The organism is Pantoea sp. X-Soil-TKNS-1207, from assembly GCF_059730485.1.
Genome location: NZ_AP035958.1, coordinates 3,165,140 through 3,181,404, shown reverse-complemented (window position 1 = coordinate 3,181,404; position 16,265 = coordinate 3,165,140). Strand labels below are relative to the sequence as shown.

General features: G+C 57.2%; 16 protein-coding genes. 13 read left to right on the top strand and 3 right to left on the bottom strand.

The window, feature by feature from the left end; translation table 11 throughout:
• Positions 1-1,470 carry a beta-barrel assembly-enhancing protease gene (gene bepA / locus AC6I8V_RS14830; RefSeq protein ID WP_497843011.1) on the bottom strand — a complete coding sequence of 490 codons (1,470 nt, stop codon included), beginning with the start codon at positions 1,468-1,470 and terminating at the stop codon, positions 1-3.
• Positions 1,471-2,112: 642 nt separating this feature from the next.
• Between bepA and AC6I8V_RS14825 the strand changes: the two genes are divergently transcribed.
• The 10 genes from AC6I8V_RS14825 to AC6I8V_RS14780 all read left to right on the top strand — a co-directional run bounded on the left by AC6I8V_RS14825 (position 2,113) and on the right by AC6I8V_RS14780 (position 11,908).
• The gene (locus AC6I8V_RS14825; protein ID WP_497843010.1) at positions 2,113-2,718 is read left to right on the top strand and encodes a DsrE family protein; all 606 of its coding nucleotides are present in this window, start codon (positions 2,113-2,115) and stop codon (positions 2,716-2,718) included.
• 33 nt (positions 2,719-2,751) lie between these two features.
• Positions 2,752-3,360: a DsrE family protein gene (locus AC6I8V_RS14820; RefSeq protein WP_497843009.1), complete on the top strand. Its 609-nt coding sequence runs from the start codon at positions 2,752-2,754 to the stop codon at positions 3,358-3,360.
• 126 nt (positions 3,361-3,486) lie between these two features.
• Entirely contained in the window at positions 3,487-4,497 is a 1,011-nt protein-coding gene (locus AC6I8V_RS14815) for a LacI family DNA-binding transcriptional regulator (protein WP_497843008.1), read from the top strand.
• A complete protein-coding gene (locus AC6I8V_RS14810; protein ID WP_497843007.1) occupies positions 4,494-5,516 on the top strand; it encodes an ABC transporter substrate-binding protein in 1,023 nt (340 codons plus the stop codon). Before AC6I8V_RS14815 ends, AC6I8V_RS14810 begins: the two co-directional genes overlap by 4 nt.
• Positions 5,516-6,382: an ABC transporter permease gene (locus tag AC6I8V_RS14805; RefSeq protein WP_497843006.1), complete on the top strand. Its 867-nt coding sequence runs from the start codon at positions 5,516-5,518 to the stop codon at positions 6,380-6,382. Before AC6I8V_RS14810 ends, AC6I8V_RS14805 begins: the two co-directional genes overlap by 1 nt.
• The gene (locus tag AC6I8V_RS14800) at positions 6,379-7,191 is read left to right on the top strand and encodes an ABC transporter permease (RefSeq protein WP_497843005.1); all 813 of its coding nucleotides are present in this window, start codon (positions 6,379-6,381) and stop codon (positions 7,189-7,191) included. Before AC6I8V_RS14805 ends, AC6I8V_RS14800 begins: the two co-directional genes overlap by 4 nt.
• Positions 7,188-8,177 (top strand): ABC transporter ATP-binding protein, encoded by a 990-nt coding sequence (locus AC6I8V_RS14795; RefSeq protein WP_497843004.1) that lies wholly within the window; start codon positions 7,188-7,190, stop codon positions 8,175-8,177. Before AC6I8V_RS14800 ends, AC6I8V_RS14795 begins: the two co-directional genes overlap by 4 nt.
• Before the next feature lie 22 nt (positions 8,178-8,199).
• A complete protein-coding gene (locus AC6I8V_RS14790; protein ID WP_497845846.1) occupies positions 8,200-9,018 on the top strand; it encodes a phosphodiesterase in 819 nt (272 codons plus the stop codon).
• Between the two features lie 169 nt (positions 9,019-9,187).
• Positions 9,188-10,780: a sensor domain-containing diguanylate cyclase gene (locus AC6I8V_RS14785; protein ID WP_497843003.1), complete on the top strand. Its 1,593-nt coding sequence runs from the start codon at positions 9,188-9,190 to the stop codon at positions 10,778-10,780.
• A 69-nt stretch (positions 10,781-10,849) separates the two neighbouring features.
• Positions 10,850-11,908: an AI-2E family transporter gene (locus tag AC6I8V_RS14780; RefSeq protein WP_497843002.1), complete on the top strand. Its 1,059-nt coding sequence runs from the start codon at positions 10,850-10,852 to the stop codon at positions 11,906-11,908.
• A gap of 36 nt (positions 11,909-11,944) precedes the next feature.
• On the opposite strand, the gene bcp is transcribed toward AC6I8V_RS14780, so the two are convergent.
• The gene (gene bcp, locus AC6I8V_RS14775; protein ID WP_497843001.1) at positions 11,945-12,412 is read right to left on the bottom strand and encodes a thioredoxin-dependent thiol peroxidase; all 468 of its coding nucleotides are present in this window, start codon (positions 12,410-12,412) and stop codon (positions 11,945-11,947) included.
• Between the two features lie 153 nt (positions 12,413-12,565).
• On the bottom strand, positions 12,566-13,132 hold the full coding sequence (locus AC6I8V_RS14770; protein WP_497843000.1) for a glycine cleavage system transcriptional repressor: 567 nt from the start codon (positions 13,130-13,132) through the stop codon (positions 12,566-12,568).
• 143 nt (positions 13,133-13,275) lie between these two features.
• Here AC6I8V_RS14770 and dapA point away from each other — a divergent pair, with 143 nt between their 5' ends.
• The 3 genes from dapA to purC all read left to right on the top strand — a co-directional run bounded on the left by dapA (position 13,276) and on the right by purC (position 16,056).
• A complete protein-coding gene (dapA, locus tag AC6I8V_RS14765; RefSeq protein WP_084876263.1) occupies positions 13,276-14,154 on the top strand; it encodes a 4-hydroxy-tetrahydrodipicolinate synthase in 879 nt (292 codons plus the stop codon).
• A 13-nt stretch (positions 14,155-14,167) separates the two neighbouring features.
• A complete protein-coding gene (gene bamC, locus AC6I8V_RS14760; RefSeq protein ID WP_497842999.1) occupies positions 14,168-15,199 on the top strand; it encodes an outer membrane protein assembly factor BamC in 1,032 nt (343 codons plus the stop codon).
• A gap of 143 nt (positions 15,200-15,342) precedes the next feature.
• Positions 15,343-16,056 (top strand): phosphoribosylaminoimidazolesuccinocarboxamide synthase, encoded by a 714-nt coding sequence (gene purC, locus AC6I8V_RS14755; protein ID WP_013510031.1) that lies wholly within the window; start codon positions 15,343-15,345, stop codon positions 16,054-16,056.
• Positions 16,057-16,265: the final 209 nt, after the last annotated feature.

The following is a 16,265-nucleotide window of genomic DNA, read 5'->3' as shown; positions in this document are numbered from 1 at the left end:
TTAAGATCCTTTTTGATACTGACGGAAGCGTTTTTGCAGTTCACGGAATTGATCGATGCGCGCATCATAACGCGCCTGTTTCAGGCTGCCGAGCGGCACCTGGGCGCTGGCGCTGCTCAGCGTGGTGATCGCCTGATCCATCTGGCCGTTCAGCGCCAGGCCTTCCGCGCGTGCCGACAGCTCCTCATCACGCAGCCCCTGCGCCGCCGATGCCTGCGCCAGCAAATCCCAGCCGTTCGGATCATCCGGATGCGAGAAGGTATAACGATAGAGAACCCGGCTGGCATTGGCGGGTTGTTTGGCTTCCACGTAGGCGTTCGCCAGGTTGAGCTGAATCACCGGGTTGCTGCTACTGCCTTTGGCGCTGCTCAGCAGCGTGATGGCCTGTTGCGGCTGATTCAGGCCAATATCGATGTCGGTCATGATATCGAGAAACCAGACGTTATCCGGCTGTTTCGCCAGCAGGGGCGCGATGATTTTTTTCGCGTTAGCAAAACTTTTCGCCTGTAAAAACTGCACCGCTTTACCGTACTGCGATGCCTGCTGCTCGCGGGTGTTGCCTTTGGCGAATTGATCCAGCAGATCATCGGTCAGTTGATTCTGGCCGGTGGCATACATGCCGAGCGAGCGAACCTTCGCCATGTAGTAATCCTGGGATGACTGCACCACCACCGGACGCATCTGGTTAGCGCGGTTGCGCGCATCGGCCAGACGGCTATCGGGCAACGGGTGGGTCAGCAGAATTTCCGGCGGCTTGGATGAGAAGCGGCTCTGATCCGCCAGCTTTTGCAGGAAATTGGGCATCGCCTGCGGATCAAACCCGGCGCGCTGCAACACCTGAATGCCGATGCGGTCGGCTTCCTGTTCATTGCTTTGGGTAAAACTGATCATCCCCTGCTGCGTCCCGGCGAGGGTGCCCATCAGTCCGGCCATACCGGCCTGTGGATTGGCAATCGCCAGCAGAATCGAACCCAGCGCACCCACCCAGGTAAGCGGAGCATTGCGTTTCTGTTCTTCCATCGCGCGCGCCAGATGGCGCTGAGTGACGTGGGAGATTTCGTGCGCCATCACCGACGCCAGCTGGCTTTCATTATCGGTAAAGCGAAACAGCGAGGAGTGCAACACCACGTTGCCGCCGAAGAAGGCAAAGGCGTTTAGCTCGTCATTCTGAATCAGGTAGAAATGAAACGGGGTGCGCACGGAATTGGCATGAGCCACCAGACGCTGCCCGAGCTGGTTGATGTATTGATTCAGCAAGGGATCGTTAATCAGCGGAGCGCTGGCACGCAGCTGGCGCACATAAAAATCGCCAATTTGCAGTTCCTGATTAATGGAAAGCGTCGCACCCGCCGTGGTGCCCATATCGGGCAGGGAATCATCGCTCACGTCAGCCCTGACGCTTAGCGCAGGCGTGAGAAGCAGCGCAGGAATGAGGGCCGCCAGCACTGATTTCTTCAACCGGTTAAACATGCCATGATCCTGTAGAAAGTGACCTGAAATTGGACAGGTAGGTGGTGCAAATGTTCTGCATATTTTCCATCAATGCAGGCTCTTTATCTTAACCACACTGACAGGACAAGCAAGCGGGCAGGCACTGGGGATAAATGCAAAATGTTGCCGGACGCCGGTGGGCAAAACAGCAAAATTTTGAATAAGGCAAAGGTCTCCTGCATCGACGATTTTTGCCGGGCTGAAATTAAAGATAGGTAAAGTTACTCAAAATAATTGATGTTGGCATGAACTTTTCCAGGTTTACTCTGAAAAATAACGCCGCAGAAGCGGAACTGGCCCGTTTTATCCATTGACGCATTTTATCGTGACTCACAACGTTAAGCAGCGCACTGCAAAATAGGATGGTCATATTTTAACGCTGAAAATTGTCATGACAACTTCGCTGCGGCGGTAAACTTCTGTCCAGCCATTTTTCAACTCCCGCGCTGGCCTCCATCAACGCTGTTATTCAATTAGCCTGCCTAATTATTTTTTCTGCAATTAAAACGCCATGCACCCTGAAATCCCACGGCTTTTGCCCTCCTTCCGCTGTGGTATAGATAAAGGACTTTATTCAAACGGACTGTGAATTTAAGCGCAGTGCATCCCCGGAGAGTTCCTATGCGTTCTGTTGTCTCGTATGCCCTGATTGCGATTTTGGGTGGTTTTGTCGGTGCGGTGGTCAGCAAAAGCGACGACCTTTATCAGCGCGTTGCCAGCCATTTTTCTTCACCGCCGAGTGACCCTGAAGGCTTCTGGAGCACGCCAGGCATTGAGGGCTACGGCAAAATTCACTACGAAGCGGATGCCGCGTTCAAGCCGGTCGCCGGGCTGAGCAACAAGATTGTGTTTCAGCTGACGAAAAATGAAGGGGATATTGCCCGGCCTAACCTTGGGCTGGAGCGCGTCGCGCGGGTGGTTAATCTGTATATCGCCTCAGGCATCCCGGCTGACCAGCTGCACTTTGTGGTCTCCGTCACCGGGGATGCGACCCCGGCGATGCTGGATAACGCGCATTTCAAAAAATTTTACGGCACAGACAACCCCAATCTGCCGTTGATTGCTGAGCTGAATCAGCAGGGGGTGAAGGTCTCGGTGTGCGATCAGTCAGTGGCGTTCCATCACTATCCCAATGACTGGATCGACAAATCGGTCATCCATGCGCTTTCCAGCCCGACCACGGTGTCGACGCTGGAAAATCAGGGCTATGCGTGGCTGCAAATGTAACAGGCATTCTGGTGATAGTTGAGGAGAGGTGAGATGCGTCCAGCTACATATATTGTTGTTGCGGCACTGGCCGGTTTTGTTGGCGGCAACGTGCTCCAGCTTCCCGATCTTGTCGATAAAGTCAGCGACAGGTTTGCGGATAAGAAAACTGAACCGGCCGATTTCTGGAGCACCCCGGCTATCGACGGCTACGGCAAGATCCATTTTGTGAACACCCCGGCTTACAACCCGGCCAGCACGCCGGGCCTGAGCAATAAAATCGTGTTTCAGATTAACCGCAGCGAAGGCGATATCCGGCAACCGAACCTCGGGCTGGAGCGCGTGGCGCGCGTGACTAACCTCTATTACGCCGCGGGTGTGCCGCTCGATCAGCTGAAATTCGTCGTCTCGATTAATAGCGATGCGGTGCCTGCCGCGCTGAATAATGAGCAGTTCCGCAAGGCCTACGGCGTGGATAACCCTAATCTGAAGCTGATCGGAGAACTGGAAAAGGCCGGGGTGAAGGTCTCCATCTGCGATCAGTCGGTGGCGTTTCATCAGCTGGAACGTGAATGGATCGATCCGATGGTCACCCATACGCTCTCCAGCGGCACCACCGTCGCCACCCTGCAAAACGAAGGCTATGCCTTCCTGATGCTGTAATTCCCTGCCGACAGCAGTTCGCGCTGCTGTCATCCTGTTGTCATCTGGCCGCGATGTGGCTGTCACAGTTCGCCGTTAAGTTAAGCGCCAATGAGATCGATCTCATTAGCAACCAACGAGGCGAACATGTCCGATTTACTGAGTGTGGCAAAGCTGGCTGGCGTCTCGCGCGCGACGGCGGCCCGTGCCTTCTCTGATCCCCATCTGCTGCGGCCGGATACCTTAACGAAGGTGCTGGCGGCCTCGGAGCAACTCGGTTTTCGCCCAAACCATATTGCGCGCCAGCTGCGTACGCAAAGCTCGACGACCCTGGGCGTGCTGCTGCCTTCCTTACTCAACCCGATTTTCTCACGTCAGCTTCAGGCGATGGAGCGTCAGGCGCGCCACGCCGGTTTTGGCCTGCTGGTCGCCACCAGCGATTACCAGCCGGAGCGCGAAGCGGCGATTGTCGAACATATGCTGCGCCAGCGCGTCGCCGGTCTGGTGCTGACGGTGGCCGATGCGGATAACAGCGCAGTACTTAATACCCTGGCCGCAGCGCAGATGCCCTTTGTGCTGGCGCATAACGTGCCGCAGCACAGCGACTGGCCTGCGGTGTGCGTGGATAACCGCCAGGCCATGCGTGAAGCCACTGATTATCTGCTGCAACTCGGGCATCGACACATCGGCATGATTGCCGGGCCGATGCTGCAATCCGATCGCGCCCGCCTGCGTTATCAAGGCTACTGCGACGCCATGCAGCAGGCCGCGCTGCCGGTTATTGAAATGCCCAGCCATACCCATTCTGACTTTGCCTTGCTGCGACCACAGTTGCAGGGCGCATCGGCGCTGACTGCGGTGATTTGCACCAACGATTTGCTGGCGATCAGCCTGATTGGCGCGGCGCATCGTGCCGGGGTGCGTATCCCGCAGCAGCTTTCGGTGATGGGCTTTGATGGCACCGATATCGGTGAACAAATCGCCCCGTCACTGGCGAGCGTGGCTCAGCCTGGCGATCTGCTGGGTGCCTGCGCCATCGATATGCTTTTACAACAGGCCAGCCGCGGTACCCGTGTGCTGGCGCATCGACTGCGGCCGGGCGAAAGCGTGGCTGCACCGCATTCTTCGTTTCAAGCCACCACCAGGGAACCATCATGAAACTCCATAAAAAAGTAAAAATTATTGCCGGGGCGATAGCCCTGACTGTGGGTTCGCTGATTAGCGGACTGACACAGGCGGCGGATAACGCCATCTGTTACAACTGTCCGCCGGAGTGGGCCGACTGGGGCACCCAGCTTAAGGCCATCGCCAAAGACACCGGCATTCAGGTGCCGCAGGACAACAAAAACTCCGGTCAGGCGCTGGCGCAGCTGGTGGCGGAGCAGGGCAATCCGGTGGCAGATGTGGTTTATTACGGCGTCAGTTTTGGCATCCAGGCGGACAGCGCCGGGGTCATCGCCAGCTATAAACCGCAGCACTGGGATGAGATCCCGGCCGGAATGAAAGACCCGAACGGTAAATGGGTGGCGCTGCACTCCGGCACCATGGGCTTTATGGTGAACGTTGATGCACTGGGCGGCGCGCCGATTCCGCACTCCTGGAATGACCTGCTGAAGCCGGAATATAAAGGCATGATCGGCTATCTCGACCCGGCCAGCGCTTTTGTCGGCTACGTGGCGGCGGTGGCAGTCAACCAGGCGATGGGCGGCAATCTGCACGACTTCACGCCGGGCCTGAACTGGTTCAAAAAATTGCAGGCGAATCAGCCGATTGTGCCGAAGCAGACTGCTTACGCGCGTCTGATTTCCGGCGAGATCCCGATTCTGCTCGACTACGACTTCAACGCCTATCGCGCCAAATATAAAGACCATGCCAACGTCGCCTTTGTTATCCCGCAGGAGGGCACGGTGACGGTGCCGTATGTCATCAGCCTGGTGAAGAACGCGCCGCATGAAGCCAACGGCAAAAAAGTGATTGATTACGTGCTGTCGGACAAAGGGCAGGCGATCTGGGCCAACGCCTTCCTGCGTCCGGTGCGTACCGCCGCTATGTCGCCGGAGGCGAAAAAATACTTCCTGCCGGACAGCGATTACGCCCGTGCGCGCACCGTTGATTACCAACAGATGGCGGATGCGCAGAAAGGTTTCTCCGCCCGTTATCTGAGTGAGATCCATTAATGTCGATGTCTGACACCCTGGCGGCCACGCGCCGCCAGACGCGTAAGCGGCCCGGCAGCCGCTGGCTGTGGCTGACGCTGCCCGCGCTGCTGTTCTTTTGTGCTTTCTGGTTGCTGCCGTTTGCCCGGTTGCTGCAAATCGGTATGCAGGCGGACCGCACCACGCAGCACAGCGGTTACTGGACGGTGATCAGTCAGCCGCAATATCTGCTGAGCCTGGGCAATACCGTGCTGCTGTCGCTGGCGGTGACGCTGGCAACGCTGGTGATCGCCGCCATTGTCGGTTGTTTTCTTGCGCGTCAGCGTTTTGCCGGTCGCGGCACTTTGCTGGCGTTGCTGACCTTTCCGCTGGCCTTTCCTGGCGTGGTGGTGGGTTTCCTGGTGGTGATGCTGGCGGGGCGGCAGGGCTTACTGGCGCAGATCAGTATGAGCCTGGTGCATCAGCGCTGGACGCTGGCCTATTCGCTTATCGGGCTGTTTATCGGCTATCTCTATTTTTCGCTGCCACGCGCCATCGTCACGCTGGTGGCGGCGAGTGAAAAGCTCGACCGTTCGCTGGAAGAAGCGGCCCGTTCGCTCGGGGCCAGCCAGTGGCGCATCATCTGGGATGTGATTGTCCCCGGTCTGCAACCGGCGCTGCTCTCCACCGGCGCTTTATGTTTTGCCACCAGCATGGGGGCGTTTGGCACCGCGTTTACCCTCGGCACTGATTTGGCGGTGCTGCCGCTGACTATTTATGGCGAGTTTACCAACTACGCCAACTTCGCGACCGCCGCTGCGCTGTCAGTGGTGATGGGCGGCGTGGCCTGGCTGGCGCTGGCGCTGACACGCCGTCTGGCGCAGCGTGCGAATCAGGAGGCGGCATGACACGTCGTGGACTCTTTACCCTGCAACTGTTGGTCACCACGTTAACCGCGCTGTTTATGATCGTGCCGGTGGTGCTGTCGATGCTGGCGGGCGTGACCAACAACTATTTTATCGGCCTGCGCAGCGGTCTGACGCTGAAGTGGGTAGAGCAGGTGTGGCAGATGTACGCCGCTACCTTCTGGCTGTCGCTGCTGATTGCGCTGTGCTGCCTGCTGGTGACGCTGGTGATTGGCGTACCGGCTGCCTGGGGCTTGCTGAAAGCGCCGGGACGTTGGGCGGCGCGGATTGAAGAGTGTCTGATGCTGCCGGTGGCGCTGCCCGGCCTGGCGACGGCGCTTGGCATCATTCTGTTATATGGCCAGTTCTCCGCCCTGCGCGACAGCTGGCTGTTTATCCTGATCGGTCACGTACTGTTTACCCTGCCGTTTATGATGCGGCCGGTGCTGGCGGTGATGCAGGCGGTGGATATGCCACGCCTGGAAGAGGCCTCCGCCAGCCTCGGTGCTGGCTTCTGGCAGCGTTTCTTTACCGTGGTGGTGCCCAACTGCCGCAACGGCATTCTGGCCGGTGCCTTTATGGTCATCACCCTGTCGGTGGGTGAATTCAATATCACCTGGATGCTGCACACGCCGCTGACCAAAACCCTGCCGGTGGGGTTGGCCGATAGCTATGCCTCGATGCGGCTGGAAGTGGGATCGGCCTACACCCTGATTTTTATCCTGATGATTTTGCCGCTGTTGCTGCTGCTTAACGCCGTCAATCAGTGGCTCAACCGCGCGGTTGCGCGCCAAAACAAGGAGCCGGCATGAACAACGCTGCCGTAACCGTTCAGCTTCACAACTGCTCGCGTCGCTTTCATCACCATCTGGCGTTGCATCCGCTGGAACTGACGGTGAATGCCGGAGAGACCCTGGTGCTGCTGGGTCCCTCCGGCTGCGGGAAAACCACCACGCTGCGCATTATCAGCGGCCTCGAACGCTGTGATGCCGGGGGCGAAGTGTGGTTCGACGGACGCAACGTCACCGATCTGCCGATTGAGAAACGTAACGTCGGGATGGTGTTCCAGAACTACGCGCTGTTCCCCAATCTTAACGTGGCGGACAACGTCGCCTACGGCCTGAAAGTGCAGGGCGTACCGCGTGCCGAGCGAGAAGCGCGGGTGCGCGAGATGCTGGCGCTGGTGGACCTCACCGCGCTGGCGCAGCGCAGCATCGACAAACTTTCCGGTGGGCAAAAGCAGCGAGTGGCACTGGCCCGTGCGCTGGCGGCGCGTCCTAAAGTGCTGCTGTTCGACGAACCGCTGGCGGCGCTCGATGCGCGCCTGCGTGATCGCCTGCGGCTGGAGATTGGCGCGCTGCTTAAGCAGCTGGCGATCACCGCAGTCTACGTCACCCACGATCAGCAGGAAGCGATGGCGCTTGGCGATCGTATCGCGGTGATGGAACAGGGGCGTCTGGTGCAAATCGATACGCCACAGCGTATTTACCAGCATCCGGCGTCAAAGTTTGTCGCCGATTTTGTCGGGGCGATTAACTGTGTTGATGTCGATGAGCGCGGAAATCCGCACCGTTTTTGCCGCCCGGAAGATGTGCTGCTCGCCAGCGACAGCCGCTATTCGCGTCAGGGTTTTATCGTCGCCAGCACCTTTCTCGGCGCGTCGCAGCGGCTGATGATTGATATCGGCCTTGCGGCTCCAATTCAGGTGGATCGCCATGCGCGTGAAGCCTGGCACGCCGGACAACCGGTGAGCTGGTCGCTGGCGCAGGACGCCGCCCTACAATTTTCTGCTTCCTGAGGAATAAAGATTGTCTGAAGCAATGACGCTGATTGCGCAAATCAGCGATTTACATATCAAGGCGCAGGGTCGCCTGTCATATAAAAAAGTGGATACCCAGGCGGCGTTGCTGCGGGTGATTGCGACGCTGAACCGGCTGCAACCACGGCCCGATGTGGTGGTGATCACCGGCGATCTGGTCGATTTTGGTCTGGCGGAGGAGTATCAAACCCTGCGCCAGGCGTTGACGCATTTGCAGCTGCCGTATCTGCTGATGCCGGGCAACCATGACGATCGCCAGGCGCTGCGCGCTGCGTTCCCGGATCACGCCTATCTGCAACGCGGTGAAACCCTGCACTGGCAGACCCACATCAGGGGCTTGCAGCTGCTGGCGCTCGATTCCAGCGTGCCGCATCAGCCGTGGGGATATGTCGATGAAGCGCAGCTGGCGTGGCTGGATGAACAGCTGCATCACGCGCCGCACCTGCCGACGCTGGTGCTGCTGCACCATCCGCCGTTTATCACCGGCATCGGCCATATGGATAAGCAGCCGCTGCGCAATCCGCACGCGCTGGCGGCGGTGATTCGCCAGCATCCGCAGGTGGAACGCGTACTCAGCGGCCATCTGCATCGTACCATTCAGACGCGATTCGCCGGTACCCTGGCCTGCACCGCGCCGGGCGTATCGCATCAGGTCGCCTTTGATTTGTCTGAAAATGGACCAGCCAATTTTGTGCTGGAGCCGCCCGGTTTTCTGCTGCACCGCTGGCATCCGCAGCAGGGGATGACCACCCATCTGTGCGCGATTGGCGATTATCCAGGTCCGTTTCCTTTTTATGATGCTAATGGGTTGATTGATTAAATTAGCGCCAGATAAACGCAAAACTTTACGTGTGCCGACAGGTTGCTTCGTGCTCAAATTGGGTTGTGGGTGTACAATCTGCTGTTACCTCACCAGGGTAAGTACGTCCAACTATAACAATATTGTCAGGCACACGAATTATGAACAGAACCTTCATGGCGGCCACGCTATGTTAATGCGTATGCGGCCAAAAACCGATCTGCGCACGCTGATCACGCTGCTGGCGATCACCAGTATTGTTATCACGCTTGCCAACGCCCTGTACGCCACATGGCGCGTACAACGTATGGTCCTGATCGAGAGCACGCTCGAAGCCAATCGCGCCTACGCCACTAAACTGGCGGCCACCACCGAAGTCTTTTTTCAGCTGGCTCAATCGCAGCTGCACTACAGCGCAACTCAGCTGGGCAAAGATTTTGACAACAACGATCTGGCGCAGCAGGAAGTGAATCGCCTGCGCGAGCAGACCAGCAGCTTTAACTCGGTGGCCGTGGTAGACAGCGAAGGCATCGTCAAAGCCATTTCGCCGGAATCGCTGATGCTGAAAGGGATGCAGCTTACCAGCCAGGCCTCACGCGAAGCGCTGGCGCAACGTCAGCCGATGGTGAGTAAACCCACCATTTCCGCCGCCAATAACCTGATTGTGTTTGTCTCCTGGCCGATCTGGAGCAGTCAGGGACGCTACCTTGGCTATGTCGGCGGCACCATCTATCTGAAAAAGAAAAGCATTCTGAATGCGCTGCTGGGCGAGCAATTTTATCGTGATGGCACCCATGTCTACGTGCTGGATCGCAACAATCAGGTGCTGTATCACCAGAATAGCCAGCTGATTGGTAAAAGCGTGCCGGGCATTATCAGCGATCGCCAGCGTGAGGATCGGAAAAACGGTTCGTTGCAGGTAACGGAAGAGGGCACCGACAAACTGGCCGGTTACGCCATTGTGCCGACCACCGGCTGGATGGTGGTGGCGCTAAAACCCACCGACGTCACTCTGGCGCCGCTCTCCGGGCTGCTGTTGAAAGTGCTGAAAAACTCGGTGCCGTTTGCGCTGTTAACCTTGCTGGTGGCGGTGATTCTGTCTCGCCTGATTGCCCTGCCGCTGTGGCAGCTGGCGCGTAAAGCCAGCCAGATGGATACCCAAAGCGTGTCCGGCGAGATTGGCGGCATCCGTGCCTGGTACTTTGAAGCGGCGCAGGTCAAACGCGCGATGCTGACCGGCATCGGCCTGGTGCAGGACAAAATCGGTCGACTGAAATCTGAAGTGCAGACCGATCCGATGACCAATCTGCTTAACCGGCGCGGCCTCAGCGCGGTGCTGGATTATTTCCTCGCCATGCGGCAGCCGTTTGCGGTGCTGGCGCTGGATATCGATCACTTTAAACGGGTCAACGATAACTTCGGTCACGACATTGGTGACGAGGTGATCAAACAGGTGGCGAAAACCCTGAGCAGCAGCGCGCGGCAGACTGACGTGGTGTGCCGTAACGGCGGCGAAGAGTTTCTGATGCTGCTGCCGGCCACCTCTGCTGAAGAAGCGCGCGTCATTGCCGAGCGGGTCCGCATAAGCATTGCCGAAGGCAGGATTGAGACGGTGGGGAATATCACCATCTCGGTGGGTATCGCCTGCTGGCTGCCGGACAACGGTGCGCAGGAACTGGCGCTGAAGCAGGCGGATGCTGCGCTGTATCAGGCAAAAAATGCCGGGCGCAACTGCGTGATGATTGTCGGGCAGGATGCCCTGGTCAGCAGCATCACACGCTAAACCTGCCCTGTTCATCAGCGGGAAATTCAGTACAATCGTCATCCCGTTTGACCTCAGGGAAGGAAAGGTATGCTGGCTTTACTCATTCAATGGTACAGACGTCGCTTTAGCGATCCGCAGGCAATTGGCCTGGTGGCTATCCTGCTGGCGGCGTTCTGCATCCTCTTCTTCTTTAGCGGCCTGCTGGCCCCGCTGCTGGTTGCGGTGGTGCTGGCTTACCTGCTGGAGTGGCCGACGGTGCGTCTGCAACGCGCCGGGTGCGGCCGCACCTGGGCAACCAGCATCGTGCTGGTGCTGTTCGCCGGTATCCTGCTGGTGATGGTGCTGATTGTCGCGCCGGTGGCGTGGCAGCAGGGCATCAACCTCACCCGCGACCTGCCCAATATGCTCAACAAACTTTATCTGTATGCCGCCGGGCTGCCGCGTCGTTATCCGGCGCTGGTGGATGCCGGTATCATCGATATCATCGTTGAGAACCTGCGCAGCCGTCTGACCGGATTGGGTGAGTCGCTGGTGAAGTATTCGCTGGCGTCGCTGGTCGGCCTGATGACGCTGATGATCTATCTGGTGCTGGTGCCGCTGATGGTGTTCTTCCTGCTGAAGGACAAAGAGCAGATGCTTAATGCCGTGCGTCGCGTGCTGCCGCGCAATCGCGGGCTGGCGGGCGTGGTGTGGCAGGAGATGAATCAGCAAATCACCAACTACATTCGCGGCAAAGTGCTGGAGATGGTGGCGGTGGGCGTGGTGAGCTGGCTGGCGTTTCTGCTGCTCGGCCTTAACTACGCATTGCTGCTGGCGGTGCTGGTGGGTATCTCGGTGCTGATCCCCTACATCGGCGCGATGCTGGTGACTATCCCGGTGATTGGCGTGGGAATGTTCCAGTGGGGACTGGGCAGCGATTTCTGGACCATGTTTATCGTTTATCTGGTGGTTCAGGGGCTGGATGGCAACGTGCTGGTGCCGATTCTGTTCTCGGAAGCGGTCAATCTGCATCCGCTGGTGATTATCTTATCGGTGGTGATTTTCGGCGGGTTGTGGGGCTTCTGGGGCGTATTCTTCGCGATTCCGCTGGCGACCCTGATCAAAGCGGTGGTGCACGCCTGGCCGGAAGAGACGCTGATTGGTTAACGCGAATAACGGGCGCGCAGTGCGCACCCGTCACTATCAGGCAGATTGCAGATAATCCAGCACGATGTCGTGGTGGTTAGACGTTTTGAAGTCGTCGAACACCTTCTCCACCTTGCCGTTACCATCAATCAGGAAGCTGATGCGGTGAATGCCGTCATAGGTTTTACCCATAAAGGATTTTTCACCCCAGACGCCAAACTGTTCGCAGACCTGATGATCTTCATCAGACAGCAGCGTAAAGTTCAGCAGCTCTTTTTCAGCAAAGCGCGATAGCTTTTCAGACTTGTCAGTGCTGATGCCCAGCACTTCCACGCCCACTTTTTTCAATTCATCCATGTTGTCGCGCAGGCCGCAGGCCTGTACGGTGCAGCCCGGCGTCATGGCTTTCGGATAGAAATAGACCAGAACGCGCTGTCCCTGGAAGTCGGCCAAATTTACTTGTTCGCCATCCTGATCGGGCAAGCTAAATTTCGGTGCGGTGTCACCGGCTTTCAGTGGATTCATCACAACTCTCCATTTTTTTCTTCATGCTGTGGGTAATACACCATCAGGGCCAAAAGTGCCAGGTGGAGTTTACCTTCAGGGTTATTTCAGCACACTGTTTACCCAAAAAGGCAGAGTGTGTGGCGAAATAACCCGGAAGTCGGATCAGTGCCCTCAGGAGACGCTGGTGACATCATCCGGGACGCTATACAAACGAATGGTACCCTGCGCATGCAGTTCCCGGCACAGCTGATTAAACGCCGGTTCGATGCTGGCACCTTCCGCACTGGCCGGGCTGTGCGCGGTCATCTGAATATACAGCGTGGGCGGTACGCCAGCCTGCGCCGGTTGAATGCGGGACACCAGCTCGGCGATATTCATCTGATGTTTATCGAATAAATCTGTAAAGCGTTCAATGATATGCGGTGAGTCCGGCACTTCAACCTGTACCCAGACGGTGGCGGGCATCGGCGGTGTGGCGCGCGCGTTGGTGCGCTTCATCACAATCAGCAATTCCAGCTCTGCGCCTTTCATCGGCAGGGTGGATTCAATCAGGGTAATGGCATTCCAGCTTCCGGAGAGCAGCATAATAAAGGTGAATTCGTCACCGAGCATCGCCAGACGGCTGTCTTCAATATTGCAGCCGCAGCTGCTGACATGGCGGGTGATGGTATTCACGATACCCGGACGATCAACGCCCAATGCGGTGATCACCAGATGGTGAGGCTGTGGCTGCGACAAAATGGCATTTCCTGTGTGTTCGCTAATAACCATAAGGTAAACATAAAAAAAACTGCTGACAAGCGCCGGAATGGCTTGGCTCGCTTGCTTTTCCCTCAACGTAAAACGTACCATGAAGCACTTGTTTGTCGAGGGGATCGCCCATGTTCACCGGAAGTATTGTTGCGCTCGTTACGCCAATGAATGACAAAGGCAATGTCTGCCGCGCGAGTTTGAAAAAACTGATTGATTATCATGTCGCCAGCGGCACCGCGGCGATTGTTTCTGTTGGCACCACCGGCGAATCTGCCACCCTTAGCCATGAAGAACATGGCGAAGTGGTGATGATGACCCTCGAACTGGCCGATGGCCGCATTCCGGTGATTGCCGGAACCGGCGCTAACGCCACCGCTGAGGGGATTTCTCTCACTAAACGCTTTACCGGCACCGGCGTAGTCGGCTGCCTGACGGTGACGCCTTACTACAACCGTCCGACTCAGGAAGGACTGTTCCAGCACTTTAAAGCGATTGCGGAAAGCACCGATCTGCCGCAGATGCTCTACAACGTACCTTCACGTACTGGTTGCGACATGCTGCCGGAAACCGTTGCCCGTCTGGCCGAAATCAAAAATATTATCGGAATCAAAGAGGCAACCGGGAACTTATCTCGTGTTAGTCAGATCCAAGAGCTGGTTGATGATGAATTCATCCTGGTGAGTGGCGATGACGGCACTGCGCTTGACTTCATGCAACTGGGCGGCAAAGGCGTTATTTCGGTCACGGCCAACATTGCGGCACGTGAAATGGTTGAACTATGCGCACTGGCGCAGCAGGGCAACTTCGCCGAAGCGCGTCGCCTGAATCAGCGTCTGATGCACCTGCACCAGACGCTTTTCTGTGAACCGAATCCTATCCCGGTGAAATGGGCCGCGAAACAGCTAGGATTAATCGCGGATGACACGCTGCGTTTGCCAATGACGCCGCTGACCGAAGCTGGTCAGGCTAAAACGGCGCAGGCACTGATCAAAGCGGGTCTGCGATAATTAGGGAGAATCAATGAGTTATTCAGTTAAGCGCTCGACGCTGGCAACGGTGGTGGGCCTTTCCACCCTGGTGCTGCTGTCAGCTTGTTCCAGCGATCAGCGTTATAAGCGCCAGGTCAGCGGTGATGAATCTTACCTGCAGGCGCCTGAACTGCATGATTTAAAAGCCCCGGCGGGCATGATTCTGCCTTTGCAGAATGGTGATTATGATGTACCGCACACAGTCGCTAAAGGCGCAGTCGGCAAAGAGCTGGATATCCGTCCGCCAGCCCAGCCGCTGGCACTGATGAACGGTACGCGCGCGCAGTTCACCGGTAATACCGGCGTGCTGGCGATCGAAAGCAGCCGTGGTTCCATCTGGTCTCAGGTGGTTAACGTGGCGCAGTCGTACAAATTCCCGATTGCCCAGCGTGACGATGCTGCCCAGCAGCTGACCACGGATTGGGTGCAGTGGAACCGTGCGGATGAAGACAACCAGTACCGTGGTCGTTACCAGATCAGCGTGCAGAACCAGAGCTACCAACAGGTGCTGACGGTACGTCTGCTGGAACTGCAACAGCAGGGCAAAACCGTAACCGCGCCGGTGCAAATCCAGCGTTATACCGCGCAGATGCTGAACGACATCAGTACCGGTCTGGATAAGATCGATAGCGCTGCGCAGGATGCGGCCGCTGGTCGTGGCGTAGGCCAGATTGCGGTGCAGAGTGGTGCCGATGATACCGGTCTGCCGCTGTTGATTCTGCGCTCGCCGTTTAACCTGACCTGGCAGCGTCTGCCAGCTGCGCTGAAACGCGCAGGCATGGAAGTGACCGACAGCAACCGCTCGCAGGGTAGCCTGAACGTCACCTACAAGCAGCCGGGCAGCGGCGCGTGGGATGATATCGGTGCGAAAGATCCGGGCTTACCGAACGGCGATTACAAATTGCAGGTCGGCGATCTCGACAACCGCAGCAGTCTGCAGTTCATTGATCCTAAAGGTCATGTGCTGACCCAGTCGCAGAATGATGCGCTGGTGGCGGTGATGCAGGGCGCACTGAACAAATAAATTGCCTCAGGCCGGAGAATATCCGGCCTTTTTTTTGAGTTTTTGGCATAATAGCGCCCGGCGAGGTAAACGATTGCGTATTACCAGCGCCGCAGCGGACAACCGCTGCGAATACGGGTTCTTTCATGTTTGGAGTTAACAAGATGCAAAAGCGAGCTGAGTTGTATCGCGGTAAAGCGAAAACCGTATACAGCACCGACAATCCGGATCTGCTGGTACTTGAATTCCGCAACGATACGTCAGCAGGAGACGGTGCACGAATCGAGCAGTTTGATCGCAAAGGGATGGTGAACAACAAGTTCAACCATTTCATCATGACCAAATTGCAGGAAGCGGGCATTCCGACCCAGATGGAAGCGCTGCTGTCGGATAACGAAGCGCTGGTGAAAAAGCTGGAGATGGTGCCGGTGGAGTGCGTGGTGCGCAACCGTGCGGCAGGATCACTGGTAAAACGTCTGGGCGTGGAAGAGGGTATGCTGCTCAATCCACCGCTGTTTGATCTCTTCCTGAAAGATGACGCCAAACACGACCCAATGGTCAACGAATCTTACTGCGAAACCTTTGGCTGGGTGAGTAAAGAGAATCTGGCGCGTATGCGCGAGCTGACCTACAAAGCCAACGACGTGCTGAGCAAAATGTTTGATGACGCCGGTCTGATCCTGGTGGACTTCAAGCTGGAGTTTGGCCTGTTCAAAGGTGAAGTGGTGCTGGGCGATGAGTTTTCGCCAGACGGCGCACGTCTGTGGGACAAAGAGACCATGGACAAAATGGACAAAGACCGTTTCCGTCAGAGCCTGGGTGGCCTGATCGAAGCGTACGAAGAAGTGGCGCACCGTCTGGGTGTGAAACTCGACTAATTTGCCGTAATTAGCATGGTCGGGATGAATCCCGTCATCTTGTTTCGTGCAATTATTGGCACGGTCGGGATGAATCCCGACCCTACAACTGCTGTAGGGTCGCCATTTATGGCGACCGTTTTGATACATGCCCCCGCCGCCATTTATGGCGACCTGCTCTCTCACCCCTGCACCGCAACGCTGGTACTTCCCCCTGCCGCCAACTAAAA